Annotated in this window: 25 protein-coding genes and 5 tRNA genes; 25 read left to right on the plus strand and 5 right to left on the minus strand. The window is 43.5% G+C overall.

The genetic code is table 11. From position 1 onward, the window contains the following. Positions 1-121: 121 nt before the first annotated feature. The 3 genes from MKY34_RS04815 to MKY34_RS04825 all read left to right on the plus strand — a co-directional run bounded on the left by MKY34_RS04815 (position 122) and on the right by MKY34_RS04825 (position 3,531). Positions 122-820 carry a response regulator transcription factor gene (locus MKY34_RS04815; RefSeq protein ID WP_342514087.1) on the plus strand — a complete coding sequence of 233 codons (699 nt, stop codon included), beginning with the start codon at positions 122-124 and terminating at the stop codon, positions 818-820. Position 821: 1 nt separating this feature from the next. Continuing rightward, the gene (locus tag MKY34_RS04820; protein ID WP_342514088.1) at positions 822-2,489 is read left to right on the plus strand and encodes a HAMP domain-containing sensor histidine kinase; all 1,668 of its coding nucleotides are present in this window, start codon (positions 822-824) and stop codon (positions 2,487-2,489) included. A gap of 91 nt (positions 2,490-2,580) precedes the next feature. After that, positions 2,581-3,531, plus strand: coding sequence for a hypothetical protein (locus MKY34_RS04825; protein WP_342514089.1), 951 nt, complete (start codon positions 2,581-2,583; stop codon positions 3,529-3,531). A gap of 43 nt (positions 3,532-3,574) precedes the next feature. Here the strand turns inward: MKY34_RS04825 and MKY34_RS04830 are convergent, their stop codons facing one another. Together MKY34_RS04830 and MKY34_RS04835 are read right to left on the minus strand one after the other, a co-directional pair. After that, complete coding sequence (locus tag MKY34_RS04830) at positions 3,575-5,038, minus strand: aminoacyl-histidine dipeptidase (RefSeq protein WP_342514090.1); 1,464 nt, start codon at positions 5,036-5,038, stop codon at positions 3,575-3,577. Positions 5,039-5,051: 13 nt separating this feature from the next. Then, positions 5,052-5,420: a VOC family protein gene (locus tag MKY34_RS04835; RefSeq protein WP_342514091.1), complete on the minus strand. Its 369-nt coding sequence runs from the start codon at positions 5,418-5,420 to the stop codon at positions 5,052-5,054. 290 nt (positions 5,421-5,710) lie between these two features. Between MKY34_RS04835 and MKY34_RS04840 the strand changes: the two genes are divergently transcribed. The 4 genes from MKY34_RS04840 (at position 5,711) to MKY34_RS04855 (ending at position 9,150) form a co-directional block, all read left to right on the plus strand. After that, entirely contained in the window at positions 5,711-6,751 is a 1,041-nt protein-coding gene (locus MKY34_RS04840) for a serine hydrolase (protein WP_342514092.1), read from the plus strand. Positions 6,752-6,981: 230 nt separating this feature from the next. Further along, positions 6,982-7,782 carry a molybdate ABC transporter substrate-binding protein gene (gene modA / locus MKY34_RS04845; RefSeq protein ID WP_342514093.1) on the plus strand — a complete coding sequence of 267 codons (801 nt, stop codon included), beginning with the start codon at positions 6,982-6,984 and terminating at the stop codon, positions 7,780-7,782. A gap of 15 nt (positions 7,783-7,797) precedes the next feature. After that, positions 7,798-8,487 carry a molybdate ABC transporter permease subunit gene (gene modB, locus MKY34_RS04850; RefSeq protein WP_342514094.1) on the plus strand — a complete coding sequence of 230 codons (690 nt, stop codon included), beginning with the start codon at positions 7,798-7,800 and terminating at the stop codon, positions 8,485-8,487. Further along, positions 8,488-9,150, plus strand: coding sequence for an ATP-binding cassette domain-containing protein (locus MKY34_RS04855; protein ID WP_342514095.1), 663 nt, complete (start codon positions 8,488-8,490; stop codon positions 9,148-9,150). A gap of 53 nt (positions 9,151-9,203) precedes the next feature. On the opposite strand, the gene MKY34_RS04860 is transcribed toward MKY34_RS04855, so the two are convergent. Next, complete coding sequence (locus tag MKY34_RS04860) at positions 9,204-10,157, minus strand: helix-turn-helix transcriptional regulator (protein ID WP_342514096.1); 954 nt, start codon at positions 10,155-10,157, stop codon at positions 9,204-9,206. A gap of 145 nt (positions 10,158-10,302) precedes the next feature. On the opposite strand from MKY34_RS04860, the gene MKY34_RS04865 reads away from it, so the two are divergent. The 3 genes from MKY34_RS04865 (at position 10,303) to MKY34_RS04875 (ending at position 12,639) form a co-directional block, all read left to right on the plus strand. Further along, the gene (locus MKY34_RS04865) at positions 10,303-10,599 is read left to right on the plus strand and encodes a rhodanese-like domain-containing protein (RefSeq protein WP_342514097.1); all 297 of its coding nucleotides are present in this window, start codon (positions 10,303-10,305) and stop codon (positions 10,597-10,599) included. A gap of 186 nt (positions 10,600-10,785) precedes the next feature. After that, the gene (locus MKY34_RS04870) at positions 10,786-11,499 is read left to right on the plus strand and encodes an N-acetylmuramoyl-L-alanine amidase (protein ID WP_342514098.1); all 714 of its coding nucleotides are present in this window, start codon (positions 10,786-10,788) and stop codon (positions 11,497-11,499) included. 78 nt (positions 11,500-11,577) lie between these two features. Then, on the plus strand, positions 11,578-12,639 hold the full coding sequence (locus tag MKY34_RS04875; RefSeq protein WP_342514099.1) for an Mrp/NBP35 family ATP-binding protein: 1,062 nt from the start codon (positions 11,578-11,580) through the stop codon (positions 12,637-12,639). Between the two features lie 41 nt (positions 12,640-12,680). Here the strand turns inward: MKY34_RS04875 and gerD are convergent, their stop codons facing one another. Continuing rightward, on the minus strand, positions 12,681-13,301 hold the full coding sequence (gerD, locus tag MKY34_RS04880; protein WP_342514100.1) for a spore germination lipoprotein GerD: 621 nt from the start codon (positions 13,299-13,301) through the stop codon (positions 12,681-12,683). Between the two features lie 143 nt (positions 13,302-13,444). Between gerD and MKY34_RS04885 the strand changes: the two genes are divergently transcribed. Then, a complete protein-coding gene (locus MKY34_RS04885; RefSeq protein WP_342514101.1) occupies positions 13,445-14,125 on the plus strand; it encodes a KinB-signaling pathway activation protein in 681 nt (226 codons plus the stop codon). Positions 14,126-14,181: 56 nt separating this feature from the next. Here the strand turns inward: MKY34_RS04885 and MKY34_RS04890 are convergent, their stop codons facing one another. After that, positions 14,182-14,844 carry a hypothetical protein gene (locus MKY34_RS04890; RefSeq protein ID WP_342514102.1) on the minus strand — a complete coding sequence of 221 codons (663 nt, stop codon included), beginning with the start codon at positions 14,842-14,844 and terminating at the stop codon, positions 14,182-14,184. 181 nt (positions 14,845-15,025) lie between these two features. Between MKY34_RS04890 and MKY34_RS04895 the strand changes: the two genes are divergently transcribed. The 14 genes from MKY34_RS04895 to MKY34_RS04960 all read left to right on the plus strand — a co-directional run bounded on the left by MKY34_RS04895 (position 15,026) and on the right by MKY34_RS04960 (position 26,159). Then, a tRNA-Asn gene (locus tag MKY34_RS04895) sits at positions 15,026-15,100 on the plus strand. Positions 15,101-15,104: 4 nt separating this feature from the next. Next, positions 15,105-15,180, plus strand: a tRNA-Thr gene (locus MKY34_RS04900). A 94-nt stretch (positions 15,181-15,274) separates the two neighbouring features. Next, positions 15,275-15,349 (plus strand) — tRNA-Glu (locus tag MKY34_RS04905). Between the two features lie 187 nt (positions 15,350-15,536). Beyond that, positions 15,537-15,621, plus strand: a tRNA-Tyr gene (locus MKY34_RS04910). A gap of 71 nt (positions 15,622-15,692) precedes the next feature. Continuing rightward, a tRNA-Gln gene (locus MKY34_RS04915) sits at positions 15,693-15,767 on the plus strand. Positions 15,768-16,141: 374 nt separating this feature from the next. After that, complete coding sequence (locus MKY34_RS04920; protein ID WP_342514103.1) at positions 16,142-17,860, plus strand: EAL domain-containing protein; 1,719 nt, start codon at positions 16,142-16,144, stop codon at positions 17,858-17,860. Positions 17,861-17,954: 94 nt separating this feature from the next. Next, entirely contained in the window at positions 17,955-18,860 is a 906-nt protein-coding gene (gene rocF, locus MKY34_RS04925; protein WP_342514104.1) for an arginase, read from the plus strand. Between the two features lie 291 nt (positions 18,861-19,151). After that, positions 19,152-19,715, plus strand: coding sequence for an RNA polymerase sigma factor SigW (gene sigW / locus MKY34_RS04930; RefSeq protein ID WP_342514105.1), 564 nt, complete (start codon positions 19,152-19,154; stop codon positions 19,713-19,715). Positions 19,716-19,727: 12 nt separating this feature from the next. After that, positions 19,728-20,354 (plus strand): zf-HC2 domain-containing protein, encoded by a 627-nt coding sequence (locus tag MKY34_RS04935; protein ID WP_342514106.1) that lies wholly within the window; start codon positions 19,728-19,730, stop codon positions 20,352-20,354. 134 nt (positions 20,355-20,488) lie between these two features. After that, the gene (gene cdaA / locus MKY34_RS04940; RefSeq protein ID WP_342514107.1) at positions 20,489-21,325 is read left to right on the plus strand and encodes a diadenylate cyclase CdaA; all 837 of its coding nucleotides are present in this window, start codon (positions 20,489-20,491) and stop codon (positions 21,323-21,325) included. Further along, positions 21,318-22,601, plus strand: coding sequence for a CdaR family protein (locus MKY34_RS04945; protein WP_342514108.1), 1,284 nt, complete (start codon positions 21,318-21,320; stop codon positions 22,599-22,601). The genes cdaA and MKY34_RS04945 overlap by 8 nt, the downstream gene beginning before the upstream one ends. A 99-nt stretch (positions 22,602-22,700) precedes the next feature. Further along, a complete protein-coding gene (gene glmM / locus MKY34_RS04950; RefSeq protein ID WP_342514109.1) occupies positions 22,701-24,050 on the plus strand; it encodes a phosphoglucosamine mutase in 1,350 nt (449 codons plus the stop codon). A 109-nt stretch (positions 24,051-24,159) separates the two neighbouring features. Then, positions 24,160-25,764: a diguanylate cyclase gene (locus MKY34_RS04955; RefSeq protein WP_342514110.1), complete on the plus strand. Its 1,605-nt coding sequence runs from the start codon at positions 24,160-24,162 to the stop codon at positions 25,762-25,764. Between the two features lie 32 nt (positions 25,765-25,796). Next, complete coding sequence (locus MKY34_RS04960; RefSeq protein ID WP_342514111.1) at positions 25,797-26,159, plus strand: response regulator; 363 nt, start codon at positions 25,797-25,799, stop codon at positions 26,157-26,159. Position 26,160 lies beyond the last annotated feature (1 nt).

Consider the following 26,160-nt stretch of genomic DNA (forward strand, 5'->3'; position numbering starts at 1 on the left):
ACCCCATTAATTGTATGACTAATACCGTACTCCATACCGCCTTCATTTGTTAGTATAATGAAAGAAGCTTATATGGAAATGAAAGGAACCTTAACGGGACCTTAAATTTGGGGGAGATTTAGTGGAACAGGCAAAAATACTTGTTTTAGATGATGAACAGGCAATTGGGGATATGGTTGATATTATTTTACGCAAGGAAGGGTTCAATGATATTGATGTTTGCATGACCTATAAGGAAGCGGAAGAGCTTGTCTCTAAAAAACGCTATGATTTACATATTCTCGATATTATGTTGCCGGATGGAACAGGTCTTAAATTGGCACGGCAAATTCGTCATGTATCGAATGCACCAATTTTCTTCCTGACAGCAAAGTCATCCGATGCTGATAAATTGCGTGGTTTCATGCACGGGGCGGACGATTATATAACGAAGCCATTCAACCCACTGGAATTGGCTGCTCGTGTAAAAGTACAAACAAGCCGCTATATGACAACGATAGAAAAGCAGCTAGACCCTTATGATTTTGGTCATTTCCGTTTCGATCCAACTGCTGCTGAACTGATTGTGAATGGTGAAACGGTAACGCTTCCGGGTAAACAATTTCACTTGCTGGAACTGTTTTGTAACCATCCAGGTCAAGTACTGTCAAAAGAACAGCTCTATGAAAAAGTATGGGGAGAGGACAGTTTCATAGACGATAATACGATTATGGTTCATATTCGGCGATTGAGGGAAAAGATTGAAGTGGATCCAAGCCGTCCGAAGTTTTTGAAGACTGTCCGTGGCATTGGTTACAAACTTCAAGCTAAGGGGAAATAACATGAAATTATCGGGCAAAATGACCCTTCGATTCGCAGGTTATTTCCTCGCGTTTTATGCAATGCTTGTTGTCGTATCTCTTCTGATCTTGTTCTATATTTTTGCGGAAATCGTGACGGGATTTTCTGCATTCGGGGACATTAGAGAGGTTGACACGGATGCAATTGGGTCTCATATTGATAGAAATAAAGCAGGGGAGTATTCATTCTCGGCATCATTAGAAAAAATTGCACAACGGAGTGGTGGAGAGCTGGAATTACTGGACCGTCAAGGGAATGTCCTGTTGTCGTCCTCGTCATCAACCATCGCGCCTGTATCATATAGTTTCTCGGATTTGATAGAAATGTCGGGAGATAAACGTTTCCATACTTGGTTACTGGAAGATGAAGTTTACCTGTTATTCAAGGAAAATACAGAGAGCGAAGCGATCATGGATAGTCTTCGAAATACAGTGATCTTTCCTCAATTAGATGAAGCAGGGCAAAGGCTACTTGAAGAAAATAATGCAATTTTTGAGCTTTATGATAGAGAAGGCAACGTCCTCGATTCTATAAACGGCGAAGGTACTCCTTTGACTGGTGTGGATTTGTTGGTTTCCGCCAGAAGATTTTCAGAACATCGAGAAATGATAACGTCTATTCAGTTGGATGACGGGATAACAGCTGTTGTTCGAATGCCCAATCGCTATTACACCCCGTTGGATTCCCTATTTAGTGATTTTTTCATGAGAATGCTGATTGGTTTTGCAATTTTTCATGGTGTTCTGCTGTTGTTTATCGTAGGTTATTCTTTGTGGATTGGACGGCGGTTAGGAAGACCGGTGTTTTATTTCCTAAAACGAATTGAACGGTTATCGAAAAAGGATTATTCGTTGTTAGACGACAAAAAATTGCGGAATGCGAAGGATGGCAGGTTGAAGCGCAAATATCGGATGTATGATGACGTGGATCAGTCTTTAATCACGCTAGCTAGCAGTTTGGAAGCGAATGAACGGAAGTTGAAAAAGACGGAGCAACTGAGGGAAGACTGGGTAACGGGGCTTTCGCATGATTTGAAAACGCCGCTTAGTTCGATTTATGGCTATTCAGTTATACTCGGGTCAAACCATGAATGGACAAGCGAAGACGTACAGAAATTTGCGTCAGTTATGCAAGAGAAGGCGGGCTATATGGATGAGCTTATCAATGATTTGACCTATACGTATCAGTTGAAGAGTGATGGTGTCGTACTTGAAAGGGAACATGTTGAACTTGGGGACTATGTAAGGGGATATGTTGAAAGAAATAGTTTAGAAGAACTTCATATACATGAACCGAGTGAATCTATCTCTGTCTTCATTGATCAAAAGCGCTTTGGTCGGGTGTTGGATAATGTGATTGGCAATGCAGTGAAGCATAATCCGACACGGACACCCATCTATATTCATATGACTTTGGATACTGAATCTGTGCAACTGCAAGTGCGTGATGAGGGAGTTGGTATGTCGGCCGATGTCTTAGAAAACTTATTTGACCGCTATTATCGGGGGACGAATACGACTTCGGATGGTAGTGGAAGCGGGCTTGGCATGACTATAGCCAAACAGCTTGTTGAAGCGCATGGTGGTTGGATACGTGCGAAATCAGATTATAGTGGTACGACGATTACGATTTCATTGCCAAAGGTTTAGTTTTGCTAAAACTATACAATTTCCAAATTGTATAAGGGATATTGAAACTTCGTTCATTCCTTTCCGTATATAGTAAAAAGGGGTGTGAGCGATGAGGCAGGATATCTATGAACGGCAAATGGATTTGGCGATGAAACGGACGGAGCGTAATCGGATAAAAAGGCGATTGGAAGGGGCAGAGGCTCTGTTACAAGAGGCGGTTATACTGCGCGATGTGCTCCATAAACAATTGACGAAAGAGCAACAAGACGTAGTGAAGCTTGGGAAGTTTTCTTTTGTCAATAAAATCAAAGAGTGGACGGGTAAATGGGATGAGCAGATGGAGAAGGAAATGGCCGAGGTAGCTGAAGTAGAATTGGAATTTAATGAGGCTGAGAAAACGGTAATGGATATGGAGGCGGAAGTCGGGCGTCTACGTGAAAAGATGAAAAATCCGAATTTCTCGTCTATCGATGAAGATTGGGCAGAATTTCTGAAGGGAAAAGAAAGATGGGTTCGACAGAATGATCCGGTTGCTGATGCTACATTGCAAAAGATTGCGGATGATCGGGTCATACACCAGTCGATGGTGCGTGAAATTGATGAGGCTTGTGATGCAGGAAATGAGGCCATCCGTGCCCTCGATGCGGCGCTAGATCGTCTCGATTCAGCGGAAGGGATGTCGATGTGGGATACATTCCTTGGTGGTGGCATGATTGTATCAGCCATGAAGTATTCCGAAATTAACAGCTCGGATGACCATGTCCATCGTGCGCAGCGAGCACTTCGCCATTTTGAGACGGAGTTGATGGATGTGCAGAACGTTGCGGCAGAATCATTCACGATTAATAAAAATGACATTTTCACGTTTACAGACATGTTTTTCGATAATATTGTCTCGGATTGGATGGTCCACTCACGGATTACAGACGCAAAAAGGAAGTTAAAAGCTGTGCTTCAGGACGTGCGACGAGTGCAAGACCAACTAGTGCGAAAGCATGACGAAATGACGCACGAACTGCAACAGCTTGACGTGCAGGAAAAAGCAATTATTGAAGCATAGCATGAAAAAACGCCAAGTAGACTTTCGAACTTGGCGTTTTTGATTAGTCTACTTTCATCCTTTTCAATGTGTAGATAAAGTATTCCCAGTTATTGATGGTGGAAGGGATGCTGATATGTTCATCGGGTGTATGCACGTGAAAGATATCCGGCCCAATCGATACGGCATCTAGTCCGGGAATTTTTTCGATAAAGACGCCACATTCAATCCCCGCATGTACTGCGATAATGTCGATTTCTTTGCCGTATTTTTCACGATACGTATCCTCGAATAATTGTCGCGCTTTTGACTGAGGGTTGTACGGCCACTCTGGGTAATCGGAGTCGATGCGTACTTCGCAGCCAAGTAGATTGGCCAGTGCTTCGGCTTTTGTGACCATATATGCTTTTGCACTTTTGACGGAGCTTCTGATTTCATTTTCAAATTGGATTTCTGTTTCCGTTGTTGTGACGACGCCTAAATTTGTCGAACTTTCCACTAGTCCTTCGACGCCCTTACTCATGGCTTGAACGCCGTGTGGAATAAGCAGTAAGAGAGTTAAGACTTTACGCTTTGTTTCTTCTGAAAAAACGTTTGTCGATGTACTTGTACAGGCCTCGAAGCTCACGGTTACACCAGCGTCTGAAGATTGTAGCTCCTCTTTGAAAATGTGTTGCCATTGCTCGACTTTTTCTTGGATACTATTTATATCACTAGGCTGAATGTGTATGATTGCCTGCGCTTCGCGAGGAATGGCATTCGGTTTTAAACCGCCGTCAATCTGTTGAAGAGCGTACGGGAATTCGGTCGATAAACCATGTAATACTCTTCCTAATAACTTCGTAGAATTTCCTCTTTCTTTATCGATTGAAATGCCAGAGTGACCGCCTTTTAATCCTTTAATGCCGATGCGATAAGCAACTGTATCTGATGAAGCGTTAGCCCATGTAATCGGCAATACTTGTGTGACATGTACGCCGCCAGCGCTACTCACGAGTAGTTTGCCATCTTCTTCGGAATCCAGATTGATGAAAATTTTTCCCGTAAAATGCGAAGCGTCGACAGCGAGGGCGCCATTCATCGTAGTTTCTTCCTCAGTTGTAATGACCACTTCAAGCGCTGGATGTGGAATGTCGGTTGCGTCTAATAAAGCCAATGCGTAAGCGACTGCAATGCCGTTATCTGCACCTAAAGTTGTGTCCGTTGCGTAGAGCATATCCTCAATAATTCGTAATTGGATAGGGTCTTTGTTGAAGTCATGAAGTGTATCTTGGTTCTTTTCGCAAACCATATCCATATGACCTTGAATGATGATGGCAGGCGCATTTTCGTAACCAGATGTCGCCGCTTTTTTGACGATGACATTTAAGGCGGCATCCTGGATGACAGGCAAGTTCCGTTCTTGTGCAAATCGCACTAAATAATCACTGATCGCTTGTTCATTCCCCGAACCTCTTGGAATCTTGGAAATTTCCGCGAAGTAATGAAAGACGGGATGACTCGTTAACTCTTCTAGATTACGGTACATGGGATTCATCCTTTCACTTAAATTCTAAAAACTCGATACGATTACCGAAGGGGTCATGCGTGAAAAAGCGAGCCCGTCCTGCGATGGGTGGTTCGTTGCTAATTGCATAACCTGCTTTTTCTAAGCGTTCTTTTAATTGGTCAAGTGCTTGTACGGTGAATCCGGGATGCGCTTTTTTGGCTGGTGCGAAGTCGGGTTGAATGCCGATATGCATTTCTTGAGGACCGCACTGGAACCAGCAACCACCGCGTGCTTGCAAGTTTTCGGGCTTTGGAATTTCGTTCATGCCGAGGAGTTCACCATAAAATTGTCGTGCAGCATCCTCGGAACCCGCAGGTGCTGCAATTTGGATATGATCGATACCTGTGAGGAATTTACTCATTGTCCATCTCTCCCTTATCTATGCTCTCTTTAGTATAACTTTCGTAATTTGGAAGTGCCATGACCTATTTATGATGCTAAAACATAAGTTGTGCTTATAGACTTTAGTGAATATATTAATGAAGGGGATTATTGGTTTGACTGTTATGAATATTTTTTATCCTTATGGGTGACAGTCGCCTGATATGATATACTGATTTTCTAAGAGGTGGGTTATTATGGATATAAATGTTGAGGGGAGTCTCTAGTCATCTTGTTTTTGGGGTAAAGAGAAATCGGGGGTCTGTAAAGATGAAAGATCAATTAATGGCTCGGATCGAAGCTATTCAAAAGGAAATTCAGTTTTCTGGTTCTATCTTTGTTGAAAATAGAGAAGCGGTTTTGGCGGATGCGAGCTATGGTTATGCCAATCGTGCAGAGCAATTGGATAATCAAGCAGGGACGCGCTATGGTATTGCGTCAGGCTGCAAGATTTTTACTGCCGTTGCGATATGCCAGCTTGTAGAAGAAGGAAAACTTGCTTTCGATACAAGCTTACAACAATGTCTTGACGTGGAGTTTCCGAATTTTAATGAGCGTATAACGATACACCATCTCCTGACGCATACATCCGGCGTGCCTGATTATTTTGATGAGGAAGTGATGGATGTCTTTGAGGAGTTGTGGATAGAGCAGCCGATGTATCATATCCGGCGGCTACAAGATTTCTTACCGTTATTTCAACATGGACATATGAAATTCGTGCCAGGCGAGCGTTTTCACTACAACAATGCGGGATTTATTTTGCTTGGTTTAATTGTTGAAAAAGTGAGTGGGCTCGTATTCACGGATTATGTACAGACGCAGATTTTTCAAAAGGCAGGCATGATGGACTCGGGTTATTTTGCGTTAGATGCACTTCCCGCAAAAACAGCCCTCGGCTACATTGAGTGTGAGGACGGCACGTGGAAAACAAATATCTATTCGCTTCCGGTGCAAGGTGGATCCGATGGGGGAGCTTTTGTAACAGCGAAGGATATGGTTAAGTTTTGGGAAGCTCTTTTGGGTCACGAGCTACTAAGCGAGGCGTCAACAAGTCGGTTACTTACACCATATGTTCAGAACGGGGATGGGGACTTTTATGGTTATGGCGTGTGGATTCAGAAAAGAGACGAAACCGTTTTTAAGTACCATGTTATGGGCTATGATCCTGGCGTGAGTTTTCACTCAGCTTTGTATCCTGCTTCGGCTATCAAACTTGCCGTATGTGCAAATGCCTCGTCAGGTGCATTCGGTGTTATGAAGGCAATTGAAGATGAGTTGATAAAATCAAAAAGCCTCGAAGTGTTTTAGAAGAAATAGCATATATAGTGACCAAACCCCTGCTTTGTTAAGCAGGGGTTTGGTGTTTCGAATGGGGAGTAAAAGTTATTCACTATAAAAAGCTTCCTGAATTTAGGTTTATCGCGCATAAGATTACTTGACCTAGCATTGATAGTTATTTATATTTGGTAATAATAAGTTATAACTAATTATAATTGGACATATCTAATTATACTTGGTTATTTGAAGGAGGTATTTTTATGAGAAAGTGGTTGAGTTTAGTAGTCTTATTAGTACTCGTTATGATTCCGTTCGGTTGTTCAAATGAGGGGGATGTAAAAGGAGCAGGAGAGTCACCTTCAGTTAAAGAGCAGAACGTTGAATTGATGATTTCTGCGGCTGCTAGTTTGACAGATGCGTTAACAGATATGAAAGCTTCGTTCGAGAAGGAACATGAGAATATCAAACTGACATTTATTTTCGGTAGCTCTGGTAAATTGGTTCAGCAGATTGAAAATGGAGCGCCTTCAGACATGTTTTTGTCTGCGAGTAAGAAGGATATGGATACACTGCAAGAAGGCAAGCTGTTAGTAGAGGAAACACGTGTTGATTTTACGGCAAATGAATTGGTGTTAATCGCGAACCGGGATTCTACATTGACAATCGATTCGTTTGAGGCGATTGACCCTGCTGCAATTGACCATTTTGCAATAGGTGAACCTGAAAGTGTGCCGGTTGGACGTTATACAAAAGAAGTGTTAGAACATATTGGCTTATGGGAGCCGTTGGCAGGTAAAATGGTACAAGGGTCAGATGTGCGCCAAGTGTTAACGCATGTAGAAATGGGTAACGCGGATGTTGGAATTGTCTATTCGAGTGATGCGAAGATTTCCGATAAAGTAAAAGTGCTCGCAACGGCGAATGCGGAATGGCATGAACCGATTGTCTATCCGGGAGCGGTTATTTCAGAATCAAAACATGTAGATGAAGCAAAAGCATTTATGGCATTTCTAACGAGTGATGCAGGAAAAGAAATTTTGAAGCGTTATGGTTTCAAGTGAGTAAGGAGGATACACGTGAACACAACCGATTACACACCATTACTACTATCGTTAAAAGTAGCGGGTATCTCTACGGTTATTGTTTTCATTGTCGGGACGTTTTTTGCGCATCTCTTTGCACGCAAACAATTTTTCGGAAAAAGCGTCATTGAGTCGTTGTTTTTATTGCCATTGGTGTTGCCGCCGACGGTTGTGGGTTTTGGGTTACTGATTCTTTTTGGTAAGCAAGGTTGGATTGGCAGTTGGTTGTTGGAGTGGTTTGATGTTCAAGTGGTGTTTACGTGGATTGGTGCGGTCATTGCATCGGTTGTTGTATCGTTTCCACTGATGTATCAAAGTGCAAGTGCTGCCTTTCAAAATATAGATGTCCGTTTGGAAAATGCGGCGCGGACGATGGGAGCATCGGAGTGGCGCGTATTTCGAACGATTGCATTTCCACTTGCTTGGCCGGGGCTACTTGCGGGCTTAGTGCTGTCATTTGCGCGCGGACTTGGCGAGTTTGGTGCGACGCTCATGTTGGCGGGGTATATTCCCGGCAAGACGGATACGATTCCGATGGCGATTTACTTTGCAGTGGAATCTGGCCAAATGGAAAAAGCAACTTTCTGGGTTGTCATCATTGTCGCGTTAGGGTTTAGTACGATTATGTGGCTCAATTGGTGGAGCAGGCGGAGCTTGCAAAGGTATAAGAATGAAGGTGTTTAGATGCTAGATGTTCAACTGCGAAAGAAAATGCCACATTTTGAGATGGACGTTCAGTTAACGGTAGAGCGTGAAATCCTCGTATTAGTAGGGCCTTCGGGGTCTGGTAAAACGACCATTTTGAATGCCATTGCGGGATTGGATACTCCGGATGAAGGCTCGTCGATTACGTTAAATGGCCAGGTCTATTTTAAAGGGAAGGGTCAATGTTTAGCGCCCCAACAAAGGCATGTTGGCTACTTGTTTCAAGATTATGCACTTTTTCCGCATATGATCGTGGAAAAAAACATTGCATATGGCGTTAAGCAGAAAATGGACCAAGCCGCTCGTGCGCGTATTGATCAATTGGTAAATGTGTTAGGTATAGGGCATTTAACGAAAAAATATCCCCACCAAATTTCCGGTGGGGAGAAACAACGCGTTGCATTGGCGCGTGCATTGGCTACGGAGCCATCTGTTTTATTGTTAGATGAACCGTTGTCTGCCTTAGACCGCGAAACACGTTTGCAGTGTCAAGATGAGCTACTTAGATTGCATGAGATGTGGAAAATTCCATTCATCATCGTGACGCATGATATGGACGAAGCTGAAAAGCTTGGCGATAGGATTCTCTTTTTAGATAAGGGGACAGTGCGTGAAGTTGTGGACAATACGTCTGCTAAATAACGAATGAACAGGCCTCGGCGTTCGCTGGAGGCCTTTACGACATTCAATAGAAGTTAAAAAGTTTCGTACATCACTTGCCCAATCTGGGATAAATCATAGCCGCCAATGGCCTCGACTTCTTTTTGAAACGCTTCTGATTGTAAAATATCTTGCAGTAGCTGGATGATTGCCTCATTACGAGGCGTTTTCATGACAACGATATCGTATTGTTCTTGAATAATCGGGATGAAGTCCACGTCAACAAGGCGGGCGGTTTTTTCAATGCCGACTCCGACGTCTGCTTGGCCGCTGACTACTTTGCTAGCAACGCCAATATGACTGGATTCCTCGATTGCATAGCCTTTAATATCCCGTGAAGCAATGCCGGCTAATCGTAAATTTTCATCGATTAAGACCCTGACACCAGAGCCTTTTTCGCGGTTAACCATCCTGATGCCTGGCTTTGTTAAATCTGCCCATGTTTGAATGTTATAGGGGTTGCCTTTGGCGACATAAAAGCCTTCCCAACGTGTAAGAAAGTGCAGGACGATATAAGGATGACTGACGAGCATTCTGCGGATGTATGGCAGGTTGTAGGCGTTCGTATCTCCGTCATATAAATGTGTGCTGACGACATCTGCTTCGCCCTGGTACATCGCGACTAAACTATTCAAGCTTCCTGTGTAGGAGCGGAGTGGTCGATAGGCTGTTGAATGTTTCTCGATATAATTGGCTAATAAATCTAAGCTGATATCTTGGCCGCTAATAATGATTTGGCGTGGAGAGGTGGGTGCTAGTGTAGGATTTTCTACATGAGCGGTCATTGGTTGTGCAGCCGATGGGGCGACTGTTCCGCCACTTTTGGCTTGTGTTTTATAAGCTTCTAGATCGTGGGCGTCTACCCGAATTTGGCGTCCGACACGATATGAAGGCAAATGTCCTTTTTTTATCAAATCATAAACTGTCAGTTTGGATACTTTCAAAATGTGCGCAATTTCTTCAGTTGTATAGGAAGTAGTATCTTTCATCTTTGGCCTGACTCCCTTCAAAAAGTCTTGTCTTATTAGTATAGCAAAGCTTGTAGATGACGCCTAATGGACGGGCTAAGTGGTCGTGGAAAAGAAGGCTTCTGTGGTAAAGTAGAAGGGATAAAAAAGTCTGGAGGGATTCATGATGAAAGAAATTACGACGGTTGAATTACAAGAGTTGCTAGAAAAAGGAGACCAGCTTCACCTAATTGACGTACGTGAGGCGGATGAAGTCGCAGAAGGAATGATCCCAAGCGCAATCCATATTCCCCTAGGAGAAGTGCCGGAGCGTATGAGTGAGTTGGATAAAGAAAAGGCTTATATTATGATTTGCCGTTCGGGCGGACGTAGTGGACGCGCAACAGAATTCCTAACTGCAGAAGGCTATGACGTGACAAACATGGTTGGCGGCATGCTGGAATGGGCAGGCGCAACGGAATAAATGGCAGTTAAGAGGACCTTTCGGGGTTCTTTTTTTGTTTTATTGTTATAACTGTGTAAAACACAGTGAATCCCCCGTGTAATTCCAAGATTAGAAATTGTCTATGATTCGATCTCACCTACCATCAAGAACAGGACATATCTTTTCTCATTCCTGCGTATAGTGAAGGAAAAAGGCGGTGTCCATATGAAGCGGTGGTTTGTGATTGGTCTATTATTTGTTTGTTCACTCGGAGTCGTCCTGTATGGCGTGAAGGCATCGGACCAAAATTTATTTTTGCCGGCGGAGCTTGGTGGGGTGAAAATAGTCCTTGACCCGGGTCATGGAGGATTGGATGGGGGTGCTTCCTCGGGCGACATCGTGGAGCGTGATATTACCCTTAGCATTTCGCACGAACTCAAGAAACGGCTCGAAAAGAAGGGTGCAACCGTTGTCATGACGCGTATGAAAGACGGTGATGCGCTCGCCGAGCATGCGCCGAGTGACCAATTCGGAACGACACGCGAACGGAAATTGGCGGATTTGAAGTTACGAGAGCGCATCGCGATTGATGAAGATCCAGATATGTTCATCAGTGTCCATGTGAACGCTATTCCGCAAGAAAAATGGCGTGGTTCGCAAGTTTTCTATCACCCAGAAGGCGATCCAGATGGGGAGTTTCTTGCCAAATCGATTCAGGAATCATTTCGTGGGAATTTGAAAAATACGGACCGGGAAGCGATGGCCATTAAAGGTGTTTACTTGTTGAAAAAAGTACCGATGCCTTCTGTTCTTGTGGAAACGGGCTTTTTGTCGAATCCAGAAGAACGCTCGTTGTTAGTTGACTCGGCTTATCAAGAGAAGGTGGCTGACGCCATTTTAGAAGGAGTCGTGAACTTTCATCTAATGGAAGAAAGGTAGAAGCACTTACAGGTCTTGTACGATGTTCCTATGGTATACTTGGAGATGAATGAATAAACCTCCAAGGAGTGTCCGATATTGATTAATGAACAGACAGTACGTGAATTATTAGGTCAGTTGAAAGATCCGTTTTTACATAAAACGCTTGCAGAGACGACAGGTATTACAGAAGTGTCCATCAAGCCGGAAAAAAAGCATGTCAGCGTGAAGCTAGCCATTGCAAAGATCAACACAGCAGAGCAAATGGCGCTTCAGATGAAAGTAGTCGAAACGCTGAAAGAGGCAGGGGCAGAATCTGTAGGTATCCGTTTCGAAGAATTGTCGGCAGAAGTGCTTGAACAGTTCCGCGGCAAGGTAACGGAAGCGGAAACGCAGGATATCTTATCGCCATTGAGCAATACAGAATTTATTTCAATCGCATCAGGTAAAGGTGGCGTTGGGAAATCGACGGTTTCCGTCAACCTTGCTGTTGCACTTGCACGTCTTGGGAAAAAAGTAGGTCTTATCGATGCGGATATTTATGGTTTCAGTGTGCCGGATATGATGGGTGTTACAGAATTACCAGTTATCCGTGATAACCGAATTATTCCTGTTGAGCGTCTTGGTGTAAAAGTCATTTCGATGGGCTTTTTCGTTGAGGATAATGCACCTGTCGTTTGGCGTGGCCCGATGCTTGGAAAGGCGCTCGATCAATTTTTCCGTGATGTTGAGTGGGGAGAGCTCGATTACTTACTGCTCGATTTACCGCCTGGTACAGGTGACGTAGCGCTCGATCTTCACCAGATGATTCCGGCATCACAAGAGATTGTTGTTACGACTCCACATCCAACAGCTGCATTTGTCGCGGCACGTGCGGGCGCAATGGCGTTGCAAACGGATCACAAATTGCTTGGTGTAGTTGAGAATATGGCTTGGTTTGAATCTAAGGTGACAGGTGAGCGTGAATTCGTCTTCGGTCAAGGTGGCGGTACACGACTTGCTGAGGAATTGCGCACAGAGTTGCTTGGCCAAATTCCATTGGGCCAACCTGATTGGAACGATGATGACTTCGCACCGTCTGTCTATGCGGATGATCATCCGATTGGGGAAATTTATACAGGTATTGCGAAGAATATCGTGGAAAAAACAACAAAAAAATGACCGTATGATAGATACGGCCATTTACATGTAGATGGGGGAGGCTATTTGCCGCTCCCATCTTCTTTGCCTCCAGATTTATCACCCTTTTTTTCGCTGTCACTACCGCCACCACCACTACCACCGCTCACTTCTTTTTTATCTTCGCCCGCCTTCAAAATGAGTTCTTGCCACTTCGTTTGCAGTAATGGGCTCGCAATGGTTTCCTCAACAACCTTTTCTAAACTCTTCTTCATATTCGCCGATTGCATCACCGTTTCCATCTTTTTTTGCATATCAGGCTGACTGAAAAAAGCTTCGAGTTCTTTTTGGAATTCGGCGTCCTTCATGAGTTCCTTCATAACTTCTTGTTGCTCAGTCTTCATACTTTTTGCGATGCTCTCCGTGAACTTTGGATCTTCAAACGTTTTTTTCCAGAATGCTTTGCCTTGCTCAGACAGCAATGTGTCTTCAATCGATTTCTTCACTTCTGGCTGCTCAAGGATGAGTAATTCCTTGAATTCTGGATCAGTGAGCATTTGCTTGATCGCTTTTTTTCCATCTTCGGTCTGTAGCGCATCCGTCGTCATTTTTTTGATTTCATCATATGTCGGCCCGGATTGCTGCATCCCACACCCGGTCAAAAGGACGGTTAATAACAATAAATGAAAACACCTTTTTTTCATGGAAATCAAAATCCCTTCCATTAGCATTTTCATTTATTGTTCACAATATGGCGGGGAATATGCATGAGAAGATGAAGGAAATAGATTTTTCGTGAAAACGTTGTTACACTATTGGAAGAACTCGAAAACGGAGGATTATTGTCGTGACGATACGAAATTGGGTAAAATTCTTTTTTAATGCATTGGTAATTGGAGGATTTGTAACAGCGGTTGTTGGGCTAATTGTCCGCTGGGAATTCTTTTCACAATATTTATCGAGCGGTGAAATTGGGCAATTTATAGGCGCGCTTCTATGGATGATTTTCCTTGGATTTACGATGAGTGTTGTTGCGCAAATGGGCTTTTTCGCTTATTTAACCGTCCATCAATTCGGCGTGAACTTGTTTAAGACGCTAACATTGTGGAACTGGGTTCAACTGCTTATCATTGCAGTTGTGTTATTCGATCTTATTTTCTTTAGATTCCGTTTGACGTCAGATGATACAGGTCGTACGTTGTTGTATCTTGTTTTACTTGGAACATTGGTCGGCGTTTCAGCCGTCACTGCTTATTTTAAAGCACAATGGACGAAGAAGCATACACTGATTTCGGCGCTATTTTTCATGATTGTTATTACAACACTTGAATGGTTACCTGCTTTGATGGTGCGTTCGGGGAATATCGATTCATGGGTAACGATTTTATTGTTCCCACTTTTAGCGGTAAATGCTTACCAACTTTTAGCACTTCCGAAGTATAACAGGCAGTCCGATGAGGATAAAAAGCGATTGGATGAACGCAGAAAAAATCGTAAAAACACAGCAAAAGCGTCTGCTAAAAAATAAAAAACTCGTACAGCTGCCTATAAGAGGACTGGCTGTACGAGTTTTTTGTCGTGGAATTATTTAGGGGTTTTCTTTGTTTTGATTGTTGGATTAAATAAGACATCTTCCAAAGGTTGAAAGGTACGGGTGTCGTATAATTTGTGCAAGGCAGTCAAATCTGTACGTTGTTCACGATTATGTGGAACGGAGATAATTTCACCAGGCTTCACAGGAGGAGGATTAGCTCCATGCCAAGAGAAGGATGAGCCGAGTGCATTGACTTCTGCTTCCCAAAGCATCAGTTGCAAAGAATGGGGGAATACTTCATCAGCGGTGCGGAACCACAGTGGTTTTGTACCGAAAAGAGCTTGGAATTGTTCGAGTTGACCCGTAAAAAGTGCGGTGTTTTGGTCGTAAGCGTTACCGGCATGTCCAAGGAGCCCGACCGGAATGTTTTTTTCGTTAATCAATTTGATGGTTTCGGGAAAGCGGTTTGCCCAGCCTGTGTCTACAAAGAGAAAAGGGTAAGGTGTGTTGAGCTCACGTATCCATTGCTCTACCTCGAGATCCCCAAAGGACAAGTTAACGGTTAGCGCAGAACCATTTATCCCACGTGTAATGACGGCGGGTTCTTCTGTTACACGAAACACGGAGGTGAGCGAGGCTTGATCAGGGAATGGCGTAAGAAAGAGAAATAGCCCACTACAAATGATGGCAATCATCACATATTTTTTTCGCATATATTGTCCCCTTTGTGCACAATCTATAATACTTTATGAAATGTTGTTGACGGATATGCATGGAAGGTGGTACTATTATTAAGTCGTTGTCGGAAACGGAAACGAAATTTTTTTAAAAAAGAGTTGCTAAATAATTTATTCTTGTTATAATGGAATTTGTCATGAACGAAGTACACATCATTCCGCAGTAGCTCAGTGGTAGAGCAATCGGCTGTTAACCGATCGGTCGTAGGTTCGAGTCCTACCTGCGGAGCCATACTGCTTCCATAGCTCAGTAGGTAGAGTGCTTCCATGGTAAGGAAGAGGTCACCGGTTCGAATCCGGTTGGAAGCTCCAAGAGAACTTCTCAGGAGAGCATCCTTAAGGCTTGAAGTAAGCAGTAGTATGAAGTTGATGTAGTCATGCAGCGCGTATTTTATTTTAAAAATATGGCCCCTTGGTCAAGCGGTTAAGACACCGCCCTTTCACGGCGGTAACACGGGTTCGAATCCCGTAGGGGTCACCATTATTTTATGAACTTTGAATCTTATTGCACTCCTGTTAAAATTGGGAGAAGCGATCAGAACAAGGAAGCAATTGGGCGAAAGCAAGGAAGGCATCCTAAAATCACCGCATCGTGCGGTAACGGGTGCATGACCTACATCCTGTAGGCCTTTGACGCAGTAATGCGAAGCTTATCGCAATTTTAACTTGGTGGGGTAGCGAAGTGGCTAAACGCGGCGGACTGTAAATCCGCTCCCTCCGGGTTCGGCGGTTCGAATCCGTCCCCCACCACCATTACTATTTGTCCTTATGACATTCTATGACGAGTTCTCGTATACATACGGTACTTATTATATTTTTAACATTGGGGTATAGCCAAGCGGTAAGGCAACGGACTTTGACTCCGTCATTCGTTGGTTCGAATCCAGCTACCCCAGCCATTTTTTGCGATAGCTATACCTTTACCTAACCATGTTATGAATAATAAGTTTGACGAAATCCTTTTCAAAGCCGAAAAGGATTTTTTTTATGTGCTTTTTTTGTAAATAGGACAACTTAATGCGATTTGATGTATACTTATGGGTATGCTGAAATATGTAGTGCTAAATTACTGTCAATTCAATATGATATAAATAGTTTACTTCTTGTGGATGGCGGACTTTATATATAATACGAAAGATGTGAGTTGAGTCTTTAGACATCTGGAGTCTGGATACACATAAATAAGAGTGAGTATTTAGTTTTAATCACATGTAAGTATAACTATTCGAAAAGTACTTATGTGTAATAAGTTGAAAGGAGAAGTGATGGTTACATGTCTAATGATAGGAAAATGGTACGAGAATTAATACGCCATGAGCATAATAAGAATTCGCGAAAATTACTTGAGGATATTGCAGATGCACTCGATCGGTCGGCTATTGTGGCGATTACAGATCGAGCTGGAAGAATCATTTACGTCAATGATCTATTTGTTCAAATATCACAGTATAGCAGTGAAGAGCTAATTGGTACGACCCATAAAATCATCAATTCGAATTATCATCCAGGGCATTTCTTTAAGGACATGTGGATCACCATAAGTTCCGGGAATATTTGGAGGGGGGATATCCGCAATCGGGCGAAGGATGGTTCTTATTATTGGGTAGACACAACGATTGTTCCGTTTTTTAATGATGAGGGGAAGCCTTATCAATATATTTCGATTCGATATGATATTACGTCACGGAAAGAATCCGAGCGGCTGACACATAACCTCATCCATTATGACCAATTGACGAATGTGCCCAATCGAACTTCTTTTCGAAGAATATTGCGTGAAGAAGTAGGGATAGCCGAAAAACAGGAGACTAAACTTGCTTTTGTTTATTTGAACATTGATCGCTTTCGATATGTGAATGATTCCTATGGTCATGAGGCTGGGGATTATGTGCTGTTGGAGATTGCGAAGCGTCTTAAGAAGATGCTAGAAAAGGAGCATTTTGTCGGTCGGCTTTCGGGAGATGAGTTTGCGGTACTGCTGAAGGATATCCGTGATGCGGAGCATGCGGAGCGGATTATTCATGAAGTTCAGCAATGCCTTGAGGAACCGATTGAAATACTTGGGCAGGTGCATACCCCGTCAGTCAGCTTTGGTATTGCTCTTTTTCCAGAGCATGCGGTCAATCCATCAGAGCTCGTTATGAAGGCGGAACAAGCGCTTTCTAGTGCAAAAGAGCATGGAGGGAGTGGCTATGCAATCTATCGGCGTGGCACGGCATCGAAAACGTTGGAGCGAATTTTGCTAGAGAATGAGTTACGGAAAAGTGTGTTACTCGGTCATTTTAGCCTTGATTATCAGCCGAAGGTGAGATTGGCAACAGGTGAACTGACTGGCGTTGAGGCGCTTGTTAGATGGAACCATCCAGAGTTAGGGAGAATTTCGCCGATTAAATTTATTCCGATGGCGGAAGAAACAAGGCTGATTTTACCTTTGGGGGAATGGGTGTTGCGCGAGGCTTGTAGGCAGGCAAAAGAATGGCAAGACCGTGGCTATCAAAAGTTTCGGACAGCTATTAATATGTCTGCAGTTCAGTTGGAAGAGCCAACGATTCTAGCAACGATTCAAGAGACTTTAGATGAAACGGGCGTAGCAGCAGAATTACTCGAAATTGAATTGACTGAAAGCGCATTTGCGGATAAAGATGAGATACGTGAAACGGTTCAGAAAATCCGGGAGATGGGCATTACTGTGTCCATTGATGATTTTGGAACGGGTTATAGTACGTTTAGTTATATAAAGGAATTGCCTGCTGATATTTTGAAAATTGATATGTCTTTTGTGCGGGATATGCATGAAAATGTCGACAGCCGTGCGATTGTGAAAGCGATTGTGACGTTGGCGGATACGGTTGGCTTAAACGTCATTGCGGAAGGCGTCGAGTATGAAGAGCAAGTTGACATTTTGTTGCAGATGGGTTGCCGAGAGGGGCAAGGCTATCACTATAGCAAACCTACTACACCACAAGACTGTGAGCGTTTTATGAGAAAATAATTGAATGGTGAATAAATATTCAGAACTTTGTTGTGTTGAGCCAAACCTATCAATGGACGTACAATAGATGCATTGTATAGGGGAGGTATTGGGCATGGGAGATTTGAATATAGCGGTGATTGGTGTGCCGCTTGATTTTGGGCAAAGCCGCCGAGGGGTGGATATGGGGCCGAGTGCGATTCGTTATGCGGGCGCTATTGGAAGAATTGAAGCTATTGGGCATCAGGTGACAGATGAAGGAAATATTCATGTAAGTGCTGTGGAGCATAAAAATCATAAGGATGCTAAGCTGAAAAACCTAGAGGAAGTTGTTCAAGCAACAGAAATGCTTGCGCGGAAAGTTTCGGAGGTTGTGAAAGCAGGGAGGTTTCCACTGGTTTTTGGGGGAGATCATAGCATTTCCATCGGAACACTTGCAGGGCTTAGCGACGGCTATCGAAATCTAGGCGTGATTTGGTATGATGCACATGCGGATTTGAATACAGCGGATACGTCGCCATCAGGGAATATTCACGGTATGCCGCTTGCTGCGAGTCTTGGTTTTGGGCATGAACGTTTGGTTAATGTGCATCGTGTGGGCCGGAAAGTGAAGCCTGAGAATGTTGTGATTATTGGCGCGCGTTCTGTCGATGCTGGCGAGCGGGAATTGATTAAACAGCAAGGGATTAAGGTGTATACGATGCATGAGATCGACCGGGATGGCATGACGGCTGTGATGGAGAGTGCGATTGCGTATTTACAGGCGCGTGAAGTGGATGGCGTTCATCTATCCGTTGATTTGGATGGGCTTGATCCGTTGTATACGCCGGGTGTAGGAACGCCGGTACCGGGTGGGATCAGTTATCGAGAAAGTCATCTTGCTATGGAGATGCTGGAAGATGCCGGGCTGATTACGTCCGCTGAGTTTGTGGAAGTGAACCCGATTCTTGATGAGAAAAACAAAACTGCGGATGTTGCGGTTGGACTGATGGGCTCATTGTTTGGGGAGAAATTACTGTAGGTTTTATAGGAGAGACCGTCCAGCGAGTTTGGGCGGTTTTTTGATGGTTTCATTTTCTTGTAGGATGTGTTTCCAAAGTACGCAAACTGCTTGTGAAACCGCGCAAAGTCGTTGCTGAAGCACGCAAACCGGCTGCGAAACCATCCGTGCTGCTCATGTATTTCATAATTTCAGTAAAAAGGAAGATATGGTAACGAATCTTTGTTAAAATATAATTAACGAAAAATGAAACCTGTCGATGCCTTCATACGTATAGAAGGGACAGCCGCATAGAGCGGAGGATGAGATCTATTGGATGATTTGGTGAATAAACGAATAAATGACGTGTTGAAAGGCAATCAGGATGCGTTTGAAGAAATCGTAACCTTGTTTCAACATCGACTGTATCAGGTATGCTATAGGATGCTTCATAATGCCCAGGAGGCAGAAGATATCGCCCAGGAAGCCTTTGTCCGAGCATATATTAATATTCATACGTTTGATCAGAAGCGAAAATTTTCAACGTGGTTATTCAGAATTGCGACGAATTTATGCATTGATCGAATCCGAAAAAAGAAACCGGATTATTATCTTGATGCGGAAGTACCGGGGACGGAAGGTTTGAATATGTATTCGCAAGTGGCAGCAACGGGTAAGTTGCCGGAAGAAGAAGTGGAAAAGATGGAAATGCAAGAGAGAATACAATACGAAATCGGTAGACTGCCGGAGAAGTATCGTTCCGCTATTATTTTGCGCTATATAGAGGAGTTGCCGTTGCAGGAAATTAGCGACATTTTGGATTTGCCATTGGGAACAGTGAAAACCCGTGTTCACCGCGGGCGAGAAGCTCTTCGGAAACAGATGGGTAATATGTAGGAGGTAATTGATATGAAATCATGTCCAGAACATGTTGTCCATTACATGCACGCGTATTTAGACGGTGATATAGAACTTGAAGAAGAACGAGAATTGAAAGAGCACTTAGCGAACTGCGCAGAGTGCCGAGAAATCATGAATGGGCTGAGTGAGGCCATTACATTTATCGGTAGTGCTACTGCGGTGGAGGCGCCCAATCATTTTGTAGAAGGTGTGATGGCACGCCTTCCGAAAGAGAAATCACAGGTGGGCATTCAGCGTTGGTTACGCGGTCATCCGTTTCTTGCCGCCGCTGCGATGTTTTTCATACTAATGAGTGCGTCGCTATTTTCGGGTTATAGCAATGATCAGCAATTTTCAGTGACGAAGCAACCGAATCTTGTCATTGAGGGAGAAACTGTGCTTGTTCCAGAAGGTGAAAAGGTAGAAGGAGACATCGTTGTGAAAAATGGTACGCTTCGAATCGAAGGGGAAGTAGATGGCGATGTGACAGTCATCCATGGTTCAAAATATATGGCTTCTACGGCGATTGTAACAGGTACAAGCGAGGAAATTGATGAAGTGTTCGATTGGTTATGGTATAAAATAAAGAAAACGGCGAAAGACATCTTTTCTTCTTCAGATAAGGGCGAGGAGTAAGTCTAGCGACTGCTACAAACCGTTCAAAGTGGTTTGTAGCAGTCGCTCATTTGTCGTCTTCAAGGAAGCAAAGTTGCATATCGTTGTGCTATACTGGACGCAGAAGAAACTGTTTATGAAGGTAGGCGAAGCACATGCCAAAATGGGAAGGTTTAATTGATTTGAGTCCAGTCATGGCACTTGTTAATATCGTGGATGTGCTTCTTGTCTGGTTTGTTTTTTATAAATTGATTACAATTATTAAAGGAACGAAAGCGGTTCAGTTGTTAAAAGGGATTTTCGTACTGCTTATTGCGCGTACGTTGACGGAATTCTTCGGCTTTAATACTCTTTTATGGATGATGGACCAAGTTTTGACATACGGATTCCTTGCCATTATCATTATCTTTCAACCGGAACTTCGTCGTGCTCTTGAACAGTTAGGGAGAGGACGCCTATTTGCACGAACGAAGATGCAGGAGGAAGAAGAACGTGATCGACTGATAGAGGCTTTTACAAAATCCGTTAGTTATATGGCAAAACGTCGAATAGGGGCCCTTATTTCCATTGAAAAAGAAACGGGACTGAGCGAATATATTGAAACCGGTACACGAATGGATTCAACAATCTCCTCGGAGCTGTTAATTAATGTATTTATTCCCAATACACCGCTTCATGATGGTGCAGTCATTGTTCAAAGAAATAGGATAGCGGCTGCAGCGTGTTATTTGCCGCTATCCGAAAGTCCATTCATCTCCAAAGAGCTAGGGACGCGGCATAGGGCGGCACTTGGCATCAGTGAGGTGACGGATGCGATTACGATTATTGTGTCGGAAGAAACAGGGGCGGTAAGCATTACGACGGATGGCGATATTAATCGTAATCTAGGTATGGAAGAATTTGAAATGCGGTTACGAAAATCTTGGTTCGGTTTAGAAAGTGAGCAACCGGAGACGACCTCTCTATGGAAGTGGAGGAGAAAAAATGGATAAATTTATGGATAGCCCATGGTTTCTCCGTTTAACGGCATTGGCCCTTGCCATTTTGCTCTTTTTCTCTGTGCAGGCGGATGATGAAAAAATAGCCGGTAAAAATGCTGGAGATACGGAAGCTACAATCGAAGGTGTTCCAGTGGAAGTCTATTATGACGAAGAAAATCTTGTGGTGACGGGAGTTCCTGAAACTGTGGATGTGACGATTGATGGACCGGCGAACATCGTTCAGTCTACAAAATTGCGAAAAGATTTCACGTTGCGTGTGGATTTACGGGACTTACTCATCGGAGAGCATACCGTGCGTATTGAACCTGAGAATTTATCGGATAAATTACAAGTGCAGTTAGATCCAGCAGTGATTGATGTAGTTATTGAGGAGAAAATCACACAAACATTCAAGGTTGAACCGGAGCTCAATCAGCGCTTGCTTGCTGAAGATTATAGCGTTGTAAAAATGGAAGTTGAACCGAAGACCATTGAGGTAACGGGACCTAAAAGTGTGATTGACTCGATTAGTTTTGTGAAGGCGTCAGTGGTTGGTGAGCCGGGCATTATGAAGTCATTTGAGCAACAAGCGGATGTCCGCGTCCTGGATCGGGATTTGAACAAGTTGAATGTGACGATTGTGCCTGAAAAAGTGACCGTCAAAGTTGAAGTTGAGGAATATCATAAAGAACTACCGATTGTACTAACTTCGCGTGGAGCAGCTGGAGACGGTGTAACCATCGATTCAATCACAACGGATGAGAAGACGATTGTGCTATATGGCTCGAGGAAAGTGTTAGATCAGATGAAAGAATTTAGCGTAGACGTAGATATTACTGAAGTAAAAGAGAACGGAACGAAAGAGATTGACTTGAAAAAACCAAAAGGGATTTCAAGGATGTCCTTGGATAAGCTCAAGGTGAAATTGGGTGTGGCGGTATCAAATGGCGATGTGGATGTGGAGGCTGAGGATCCAGAAGTTCCAGAAGAGCCGGTAGCCAAGGTCGTTACGATAGAATTTAATAATATTCCAATTACAGTAAAAGGTCTAAGTAGTGAATATAAAAGCTCCTTCCAAAAACCAGCAAGTGGCTTAGTAGCATTGTCAGTGACAGCGGATCAAGCTGTCATTGATGCGCTAAAAATATCCGATTTCGCAGTGTATATTGATGCGTCTGGGACGGTAGCTGAAGGAGAAGAAACGTTTGCGGTTTCAGTGGAAGGACCTACAAATGTCCAATGGAAACTGTCAGATGAAAAAGTAACGATGATGATTGAACTTGCTTAGCATGAATCAGCAGAAGTTCAAACACCCGACACAATTACGCCTTGGTGTAATTGATAAAAGAATACGACTGAATGTACAGAATTAAAGGGGAGAATGGAAATGACAAAGTATTTCGGAACAGATGGCGTCCGCGGCGTGGCAAATGAAGAATTGACACCGGAGCTCGCTTTTAAACTCGGTAGAATCGGTGGCCATGTATTGACAAAAGACTCAGATGGCAAATCACAAGTACTTGTCGGACGTGATACCCGGATTTCAGGTCATATGCTTGAAAGTGCGCTCATCGCGGGTCTATTATCTACAGGGGTTGAAGTGATGACCTTAGGTGTGATTAGTACGCCAGGAGTTGCCTACTTAACCCGCGTGATGAATGGGCAGGCGGGTGTGATGATTTCTGCTTCACATAACCCTGTTGCAGATAATGGTATTAAGTTTTTTGGTGCAGATGGCTATAAGTTAACGGATGCACAAGAGGAAGAAATTGAGCGATTGTTAAATGAAGAGCAGGATACAATTCCTCGCCCGATTGGAGCAGGTGTTGGTGCAATTACGGAATACTTCGAGGGCGGTCACAAATATATTCAGTATTTAAAACAAACAGTGGACGAGGAATTTACGGGATTACATGTAGCACTGGACTGTGCACATGGCGCAACATCGTCGTTGGCGACGCATGTATTTGCGGATCTTGATGCTGATTTGTCGACAATGGGTGCTTCACCAAACGGATTGAATATCAATGAAGGCGTTGGCTCCACGCACCCTGAAGAATTAGCGAAGCTAGTCGTCGAAAAAGGAGCTCATATCGGCTTAGCGTTCGATGGTGACGGGGATCGTCTGATTGCTGTCGATGAGCAAGGGAACATTGTTGACGGCGATCAAATTATGTATATTATTGGTCGTCATCTACAGTCAGAAGGACGCCTACAGTCAGGGACAATTGTGTCCACGATTATGAGTAATCTAGGCTTTCATAAAGCAGTTGAAGAACAAGGGATGAAAAGCATACAAACCGCTGTCGGTGACCGATATGTGGTAGAAGAGATGCGCAAAAACGGTTATAATTTCGGTGGAGAGCAATCAGGTCATATTGTCTTCCTAGATTATAATACGACGGGTGATGGGCTTCTGACAGGTCTTCAACTTGTGAATATTATGAAGCGTACGGGGCGGAAGTTGTCTGAACTTGCGAGTGAGATGACGATTTATCCGCAGCAGCTTGTCAACGTGCGTGTGACGGATAAGAATGCTGTAACAGACAATGCGCATGTGGCGGAAGTGATTGCAGCGGTTGAGCAGGGAATGGCTGGCAATGGTCGTGTTCTCGTTCGCCCTTCGGGTACAGAGCCACTCGTTCGTGTCATGGTAGAAGCGCCGAATGAAGAGGATTGCACGCGTTATGTTGAGCAGATTGCGGATGTTGTACGGAAAGAGATGGGACTTGAATAAGTGATCGACTTAAGAACTGGAAATACCTAAACTTTAGGTGTTTCCAGTTTGTTTTAAAATAAGCAAGATTTTTTCAATCTGAGACATGTATTTGCAAGGAGGGATGAATATGAAGCGGAAGGATTACCGTCAGATGCTCTCTGAGCGAGTCGAGACGACATTTTCTGAATGGCAAACAAAGGATGTTATAACGGAAAGTGAATTGTATAACTTTTTACATATGTTGAAAGGGACATCGGGCACAATTGGGATGGAAGCGCTTTCCATTTTTTGTTCATCTCATCTGGAGATCTTATCACTTGAAAATGATAATGAAATCGCAATGTCTTCCCTTACTAATTTTTTTGACAAGATTAGTAGTTTTTTAGAGGGGATGGAAGAAAACCAAGTTATTATTCCAGTAACTTACCAGCAGCGGTTCGATGAGGAAGTATTTTTCTTAATAATTGACGACGATTTGGAGTTTGTCTCCTATGTGAAAGAACTGTTAGAAGCATTGGGGGCACAAGTAGTGATTGCTTTGAATGGTAGGCGTGGAATTGATCAGTTCTATTCCATGCGACCGAATTTTGTATTGATTGACTTGTTTCTTCCGGATATGTCTGGTTTCGATGTGCTTAGCAAAATATCTGATACTGCGATGGCTAGGCGAGCGACACTGATGGTTACGAGTGTGGATCAGTCGAAAGAAAATCGTATTAAGGCTTATGAAAATGGTGCGATGGACTTCATAGGAAAGCCACTCGATCTTGAAGTTTTCTTACCTTATTTGTTCAATCGCGATAAAATGAGAAAAACCGTTGGAAAATCGATTATAACAGATGGATTGACGGGAGTGGGGAACAGGAAGTATTTTGATGAAGCGATACGACATCATGCGGAGTTGTCTGATCGATCAGGCGTCCCTTTTTCGCTAGTGATGATGGATTTAGATCATTTTAAAAAGATCAATGACTCATATGGTCATCCAGCGGGAGATGAAGTCTTACGGAAACTATGCGAAGTCATCAATCAGGAGAAACGGGAAGTCGACCAAGCATTTCGCTATGGCGGTGAGGAATTTGCCATTCTGTTGTCGGGGGTGCAAGCGGAAAAAGCGGCTGTCTTTTTGGAAAGAGTTCGGACAAAATTTAATGCATTAATCTTTGAAGAGGCTGGTTACTCGTTCTCTGTTACGTTTTCGGCAGGTATAGCGATGTATGCAGAGGATACAGACAAGCTGATCTCTACAGCCGATCAGGCGCTTTATGAGGCCAAGCGGACGGGACGAAATCGGACAGTTATTTTTGATGAGAAAAAGTCGCTTGCCAAACGGAAGTTGCACATTATTATTGTGGATGATGACATACTTGTACGGGAAGTACTCCAGAGAAAATTAGTCGAATGGACTTCTCCGGATATTGATATTACAGTAGAAACATATGCCAATGGACCAGCGTTTCTCGAAGCAGATTGGTATAGCCCGGAAGAGCGTTATATCGTGCTGTTAGATGGGATTATGCCTGAAATGGATGGTTTGGAAGTGCTAGGACGCCTAAAGAAAAATGAAGAGGTTGAAAAGAATGTCTTAGTGTCTATGATGACTGCGCGAACGAGTGACGCTGATATTAAGGCGGCGTTATGGCTTGGGGCTGATGATTATATTATGAAGCCATTCCGGTCTGAGGACGTATTAGCACGAATTCAGCAATTGGCAAGTAAGCTACTCAATTGACATTCTATTCACACACTTAGGAGGATTGAATGATGGTAGAAAGAATACTTGTTGTGGATGATGATGAGGTACTTAGGATGCTCGTAACGGATACGCTTGAATTTGAAGGCTATACGATTGAAGAAGCGGAAGATGGGCTAGAAGGCTATGAGAAAATAGCTAATAGTCAGTACGATGTCATTATTCTTGATTATATGATGCCGCAGCTGACAGGGATGGAAGTGTTGGATAAGATACAATCCTTTTCGCTGGACGTTCCTATTATTATGCTGACGGCTAAAGCGCAGCAAGGAGATCGTGAAATGGCTAAGCGGTTTGGGGCAAATTACTTTATGGCCAAGCCATTTAGCCCAGCCGAATTGGTAGCGTTAGTTAAACAAATTTTACAGCGATAAA

The organism is Sporosarcina sp. FSL K6-1522 (assembly GCF_038622445.1).
Lineage (GTDB): Bacteria > Bacillota > Bacilli > Bacillales_A > Planococcaceae > Sporosarcina.

Coding starts and splice junctions, on each gene's coding strand:
- MKY34_RS04840 (WP_342514092.1), top strand. CDS start 5,711: ATGAAAGATCAATTAATGGCTCGGATCGAAGCTATTCAAAAGGAAATT.
- MKY34_RS04835 (WP_342514091.1), bottom strand. CDS start 5,420: ATGAGTAAATTCCTCACAGGTATCGATCATATCCAAATTGCAGCACCT.
- MKY34_RS04945 (WP_342514108.1), top strand. CDS start 21,318: ATGGATAAATTTATGGATAGCCCATGGTTTCTCCGTTTAACGGCATTG.
- MKY34_RS04860 (WP_342514096.1), bottom strand. CDS start 10,157: ATGAAAGATACTACTTCCTATACAACTGAAGAAATTGCGCACATTTTG.
- MKY34_RS04820 (WP_342514088.1), top strand. CDS start 822: ATGAAATTATCGGGCAAAATGACCCTTCGATTCGCAGGTTATTTCCTC.
- rocF (WP_342514104.1), top strand. CDS start 17,955: ATGGGAGATTTGAATATAGCGGTGATTGGTGTGCCGCTTGATTTTGGG.
- MKY34_RS04855 (WP_342514095.1), top strand. CDS start 8,488: ATGCTAGATGTTCAACTGCGAAAGAAAATGCCACATTTTGAGATGGAC.
- cdaA (WP_342514107.1), top strand. CDS start 20,489: ATGCCAAAATGGGAAGGTTTAATTGATTTGAGTCCAGTCATGGCACTT.
- MKY34_RS04955 (WP_342514110.1), top strand. CDS start 24,160: ATGAAGCGGAAGGATTACCGTCAGATGCTCTCTGAGCGAGTCGAGACG.
- MKY34_RS04935 (WP_342514106.1), top strand. CDS start 19,728: ATGAAATCATGTCCAGAACATGTTGTCCATTACATGCACGCGTATTTA.
- modA (WP_342514093.1), top strand. CDS start 6,982: ATGAGAAAGTGGTTGAGTTTAGTAGTCTTATTAGTACTCGTTATGATT.
- MKY34_RS04890 (WP_342514102.1), bottom strand. CDS start 14,844: ATGCGAAAAAAATATGTGATGATTGCCATCATTTGTAGTGGGCTATTT.
- glmM (WP_342514109.1), top strand. CDS start 22,701: ATGACAAAGTATTTCGGAACAGATGGCGTCCGCGGCGTGGCAAATGAA.
- MKY34_RS04865 (WP_342514097.1), top strand. CDS start 10,303: ATGAAAGAAATTACGACGGTTGAATTACAAGAGTTGCTAGAAAAAGGA.
- MKY34_RS04870 (WP_342514098.1), top strand. CDS start 10,786: ATGAAGCGGTGGTTTGTGATTGGTCTATTATTTGTTTGTTCACTCGGA.
- gerD (WP_342514100.1), bottom strand. CDS start 13,301: ATGAAAAAAAGGTGTTTTCATTTATTGTTATTAACCGTCCTTTTGACC.
- MKY34_RS04825 (WP_342514089.1), top strand. CDS start 2,581: ATGAGGCAGGATATCTATGAACGGCAAATGGATTTGGCGATGAAACGG.
- MKY34_RS04830 (WP_342514090.1), bottom strand. CDS start 5,038: ATGTACCGTAATCTAGAAGAGTTAACGAGTCATCCCGTCTTTCATTAC.
- MKY34_RS04960 (WP_342514111.1), top strand. CDS start 25,797: ATGGTAGAAAGAATACTTGTTGTGGATGATGATGAGGTACTTAGGATG.
- MKY34_RS04920 (WP_342514103.1), top strand. CDS start 16,142: ATGTCTAATGATAGGAAAATGGTACGAGAATTAATACGCCATGAGCAT.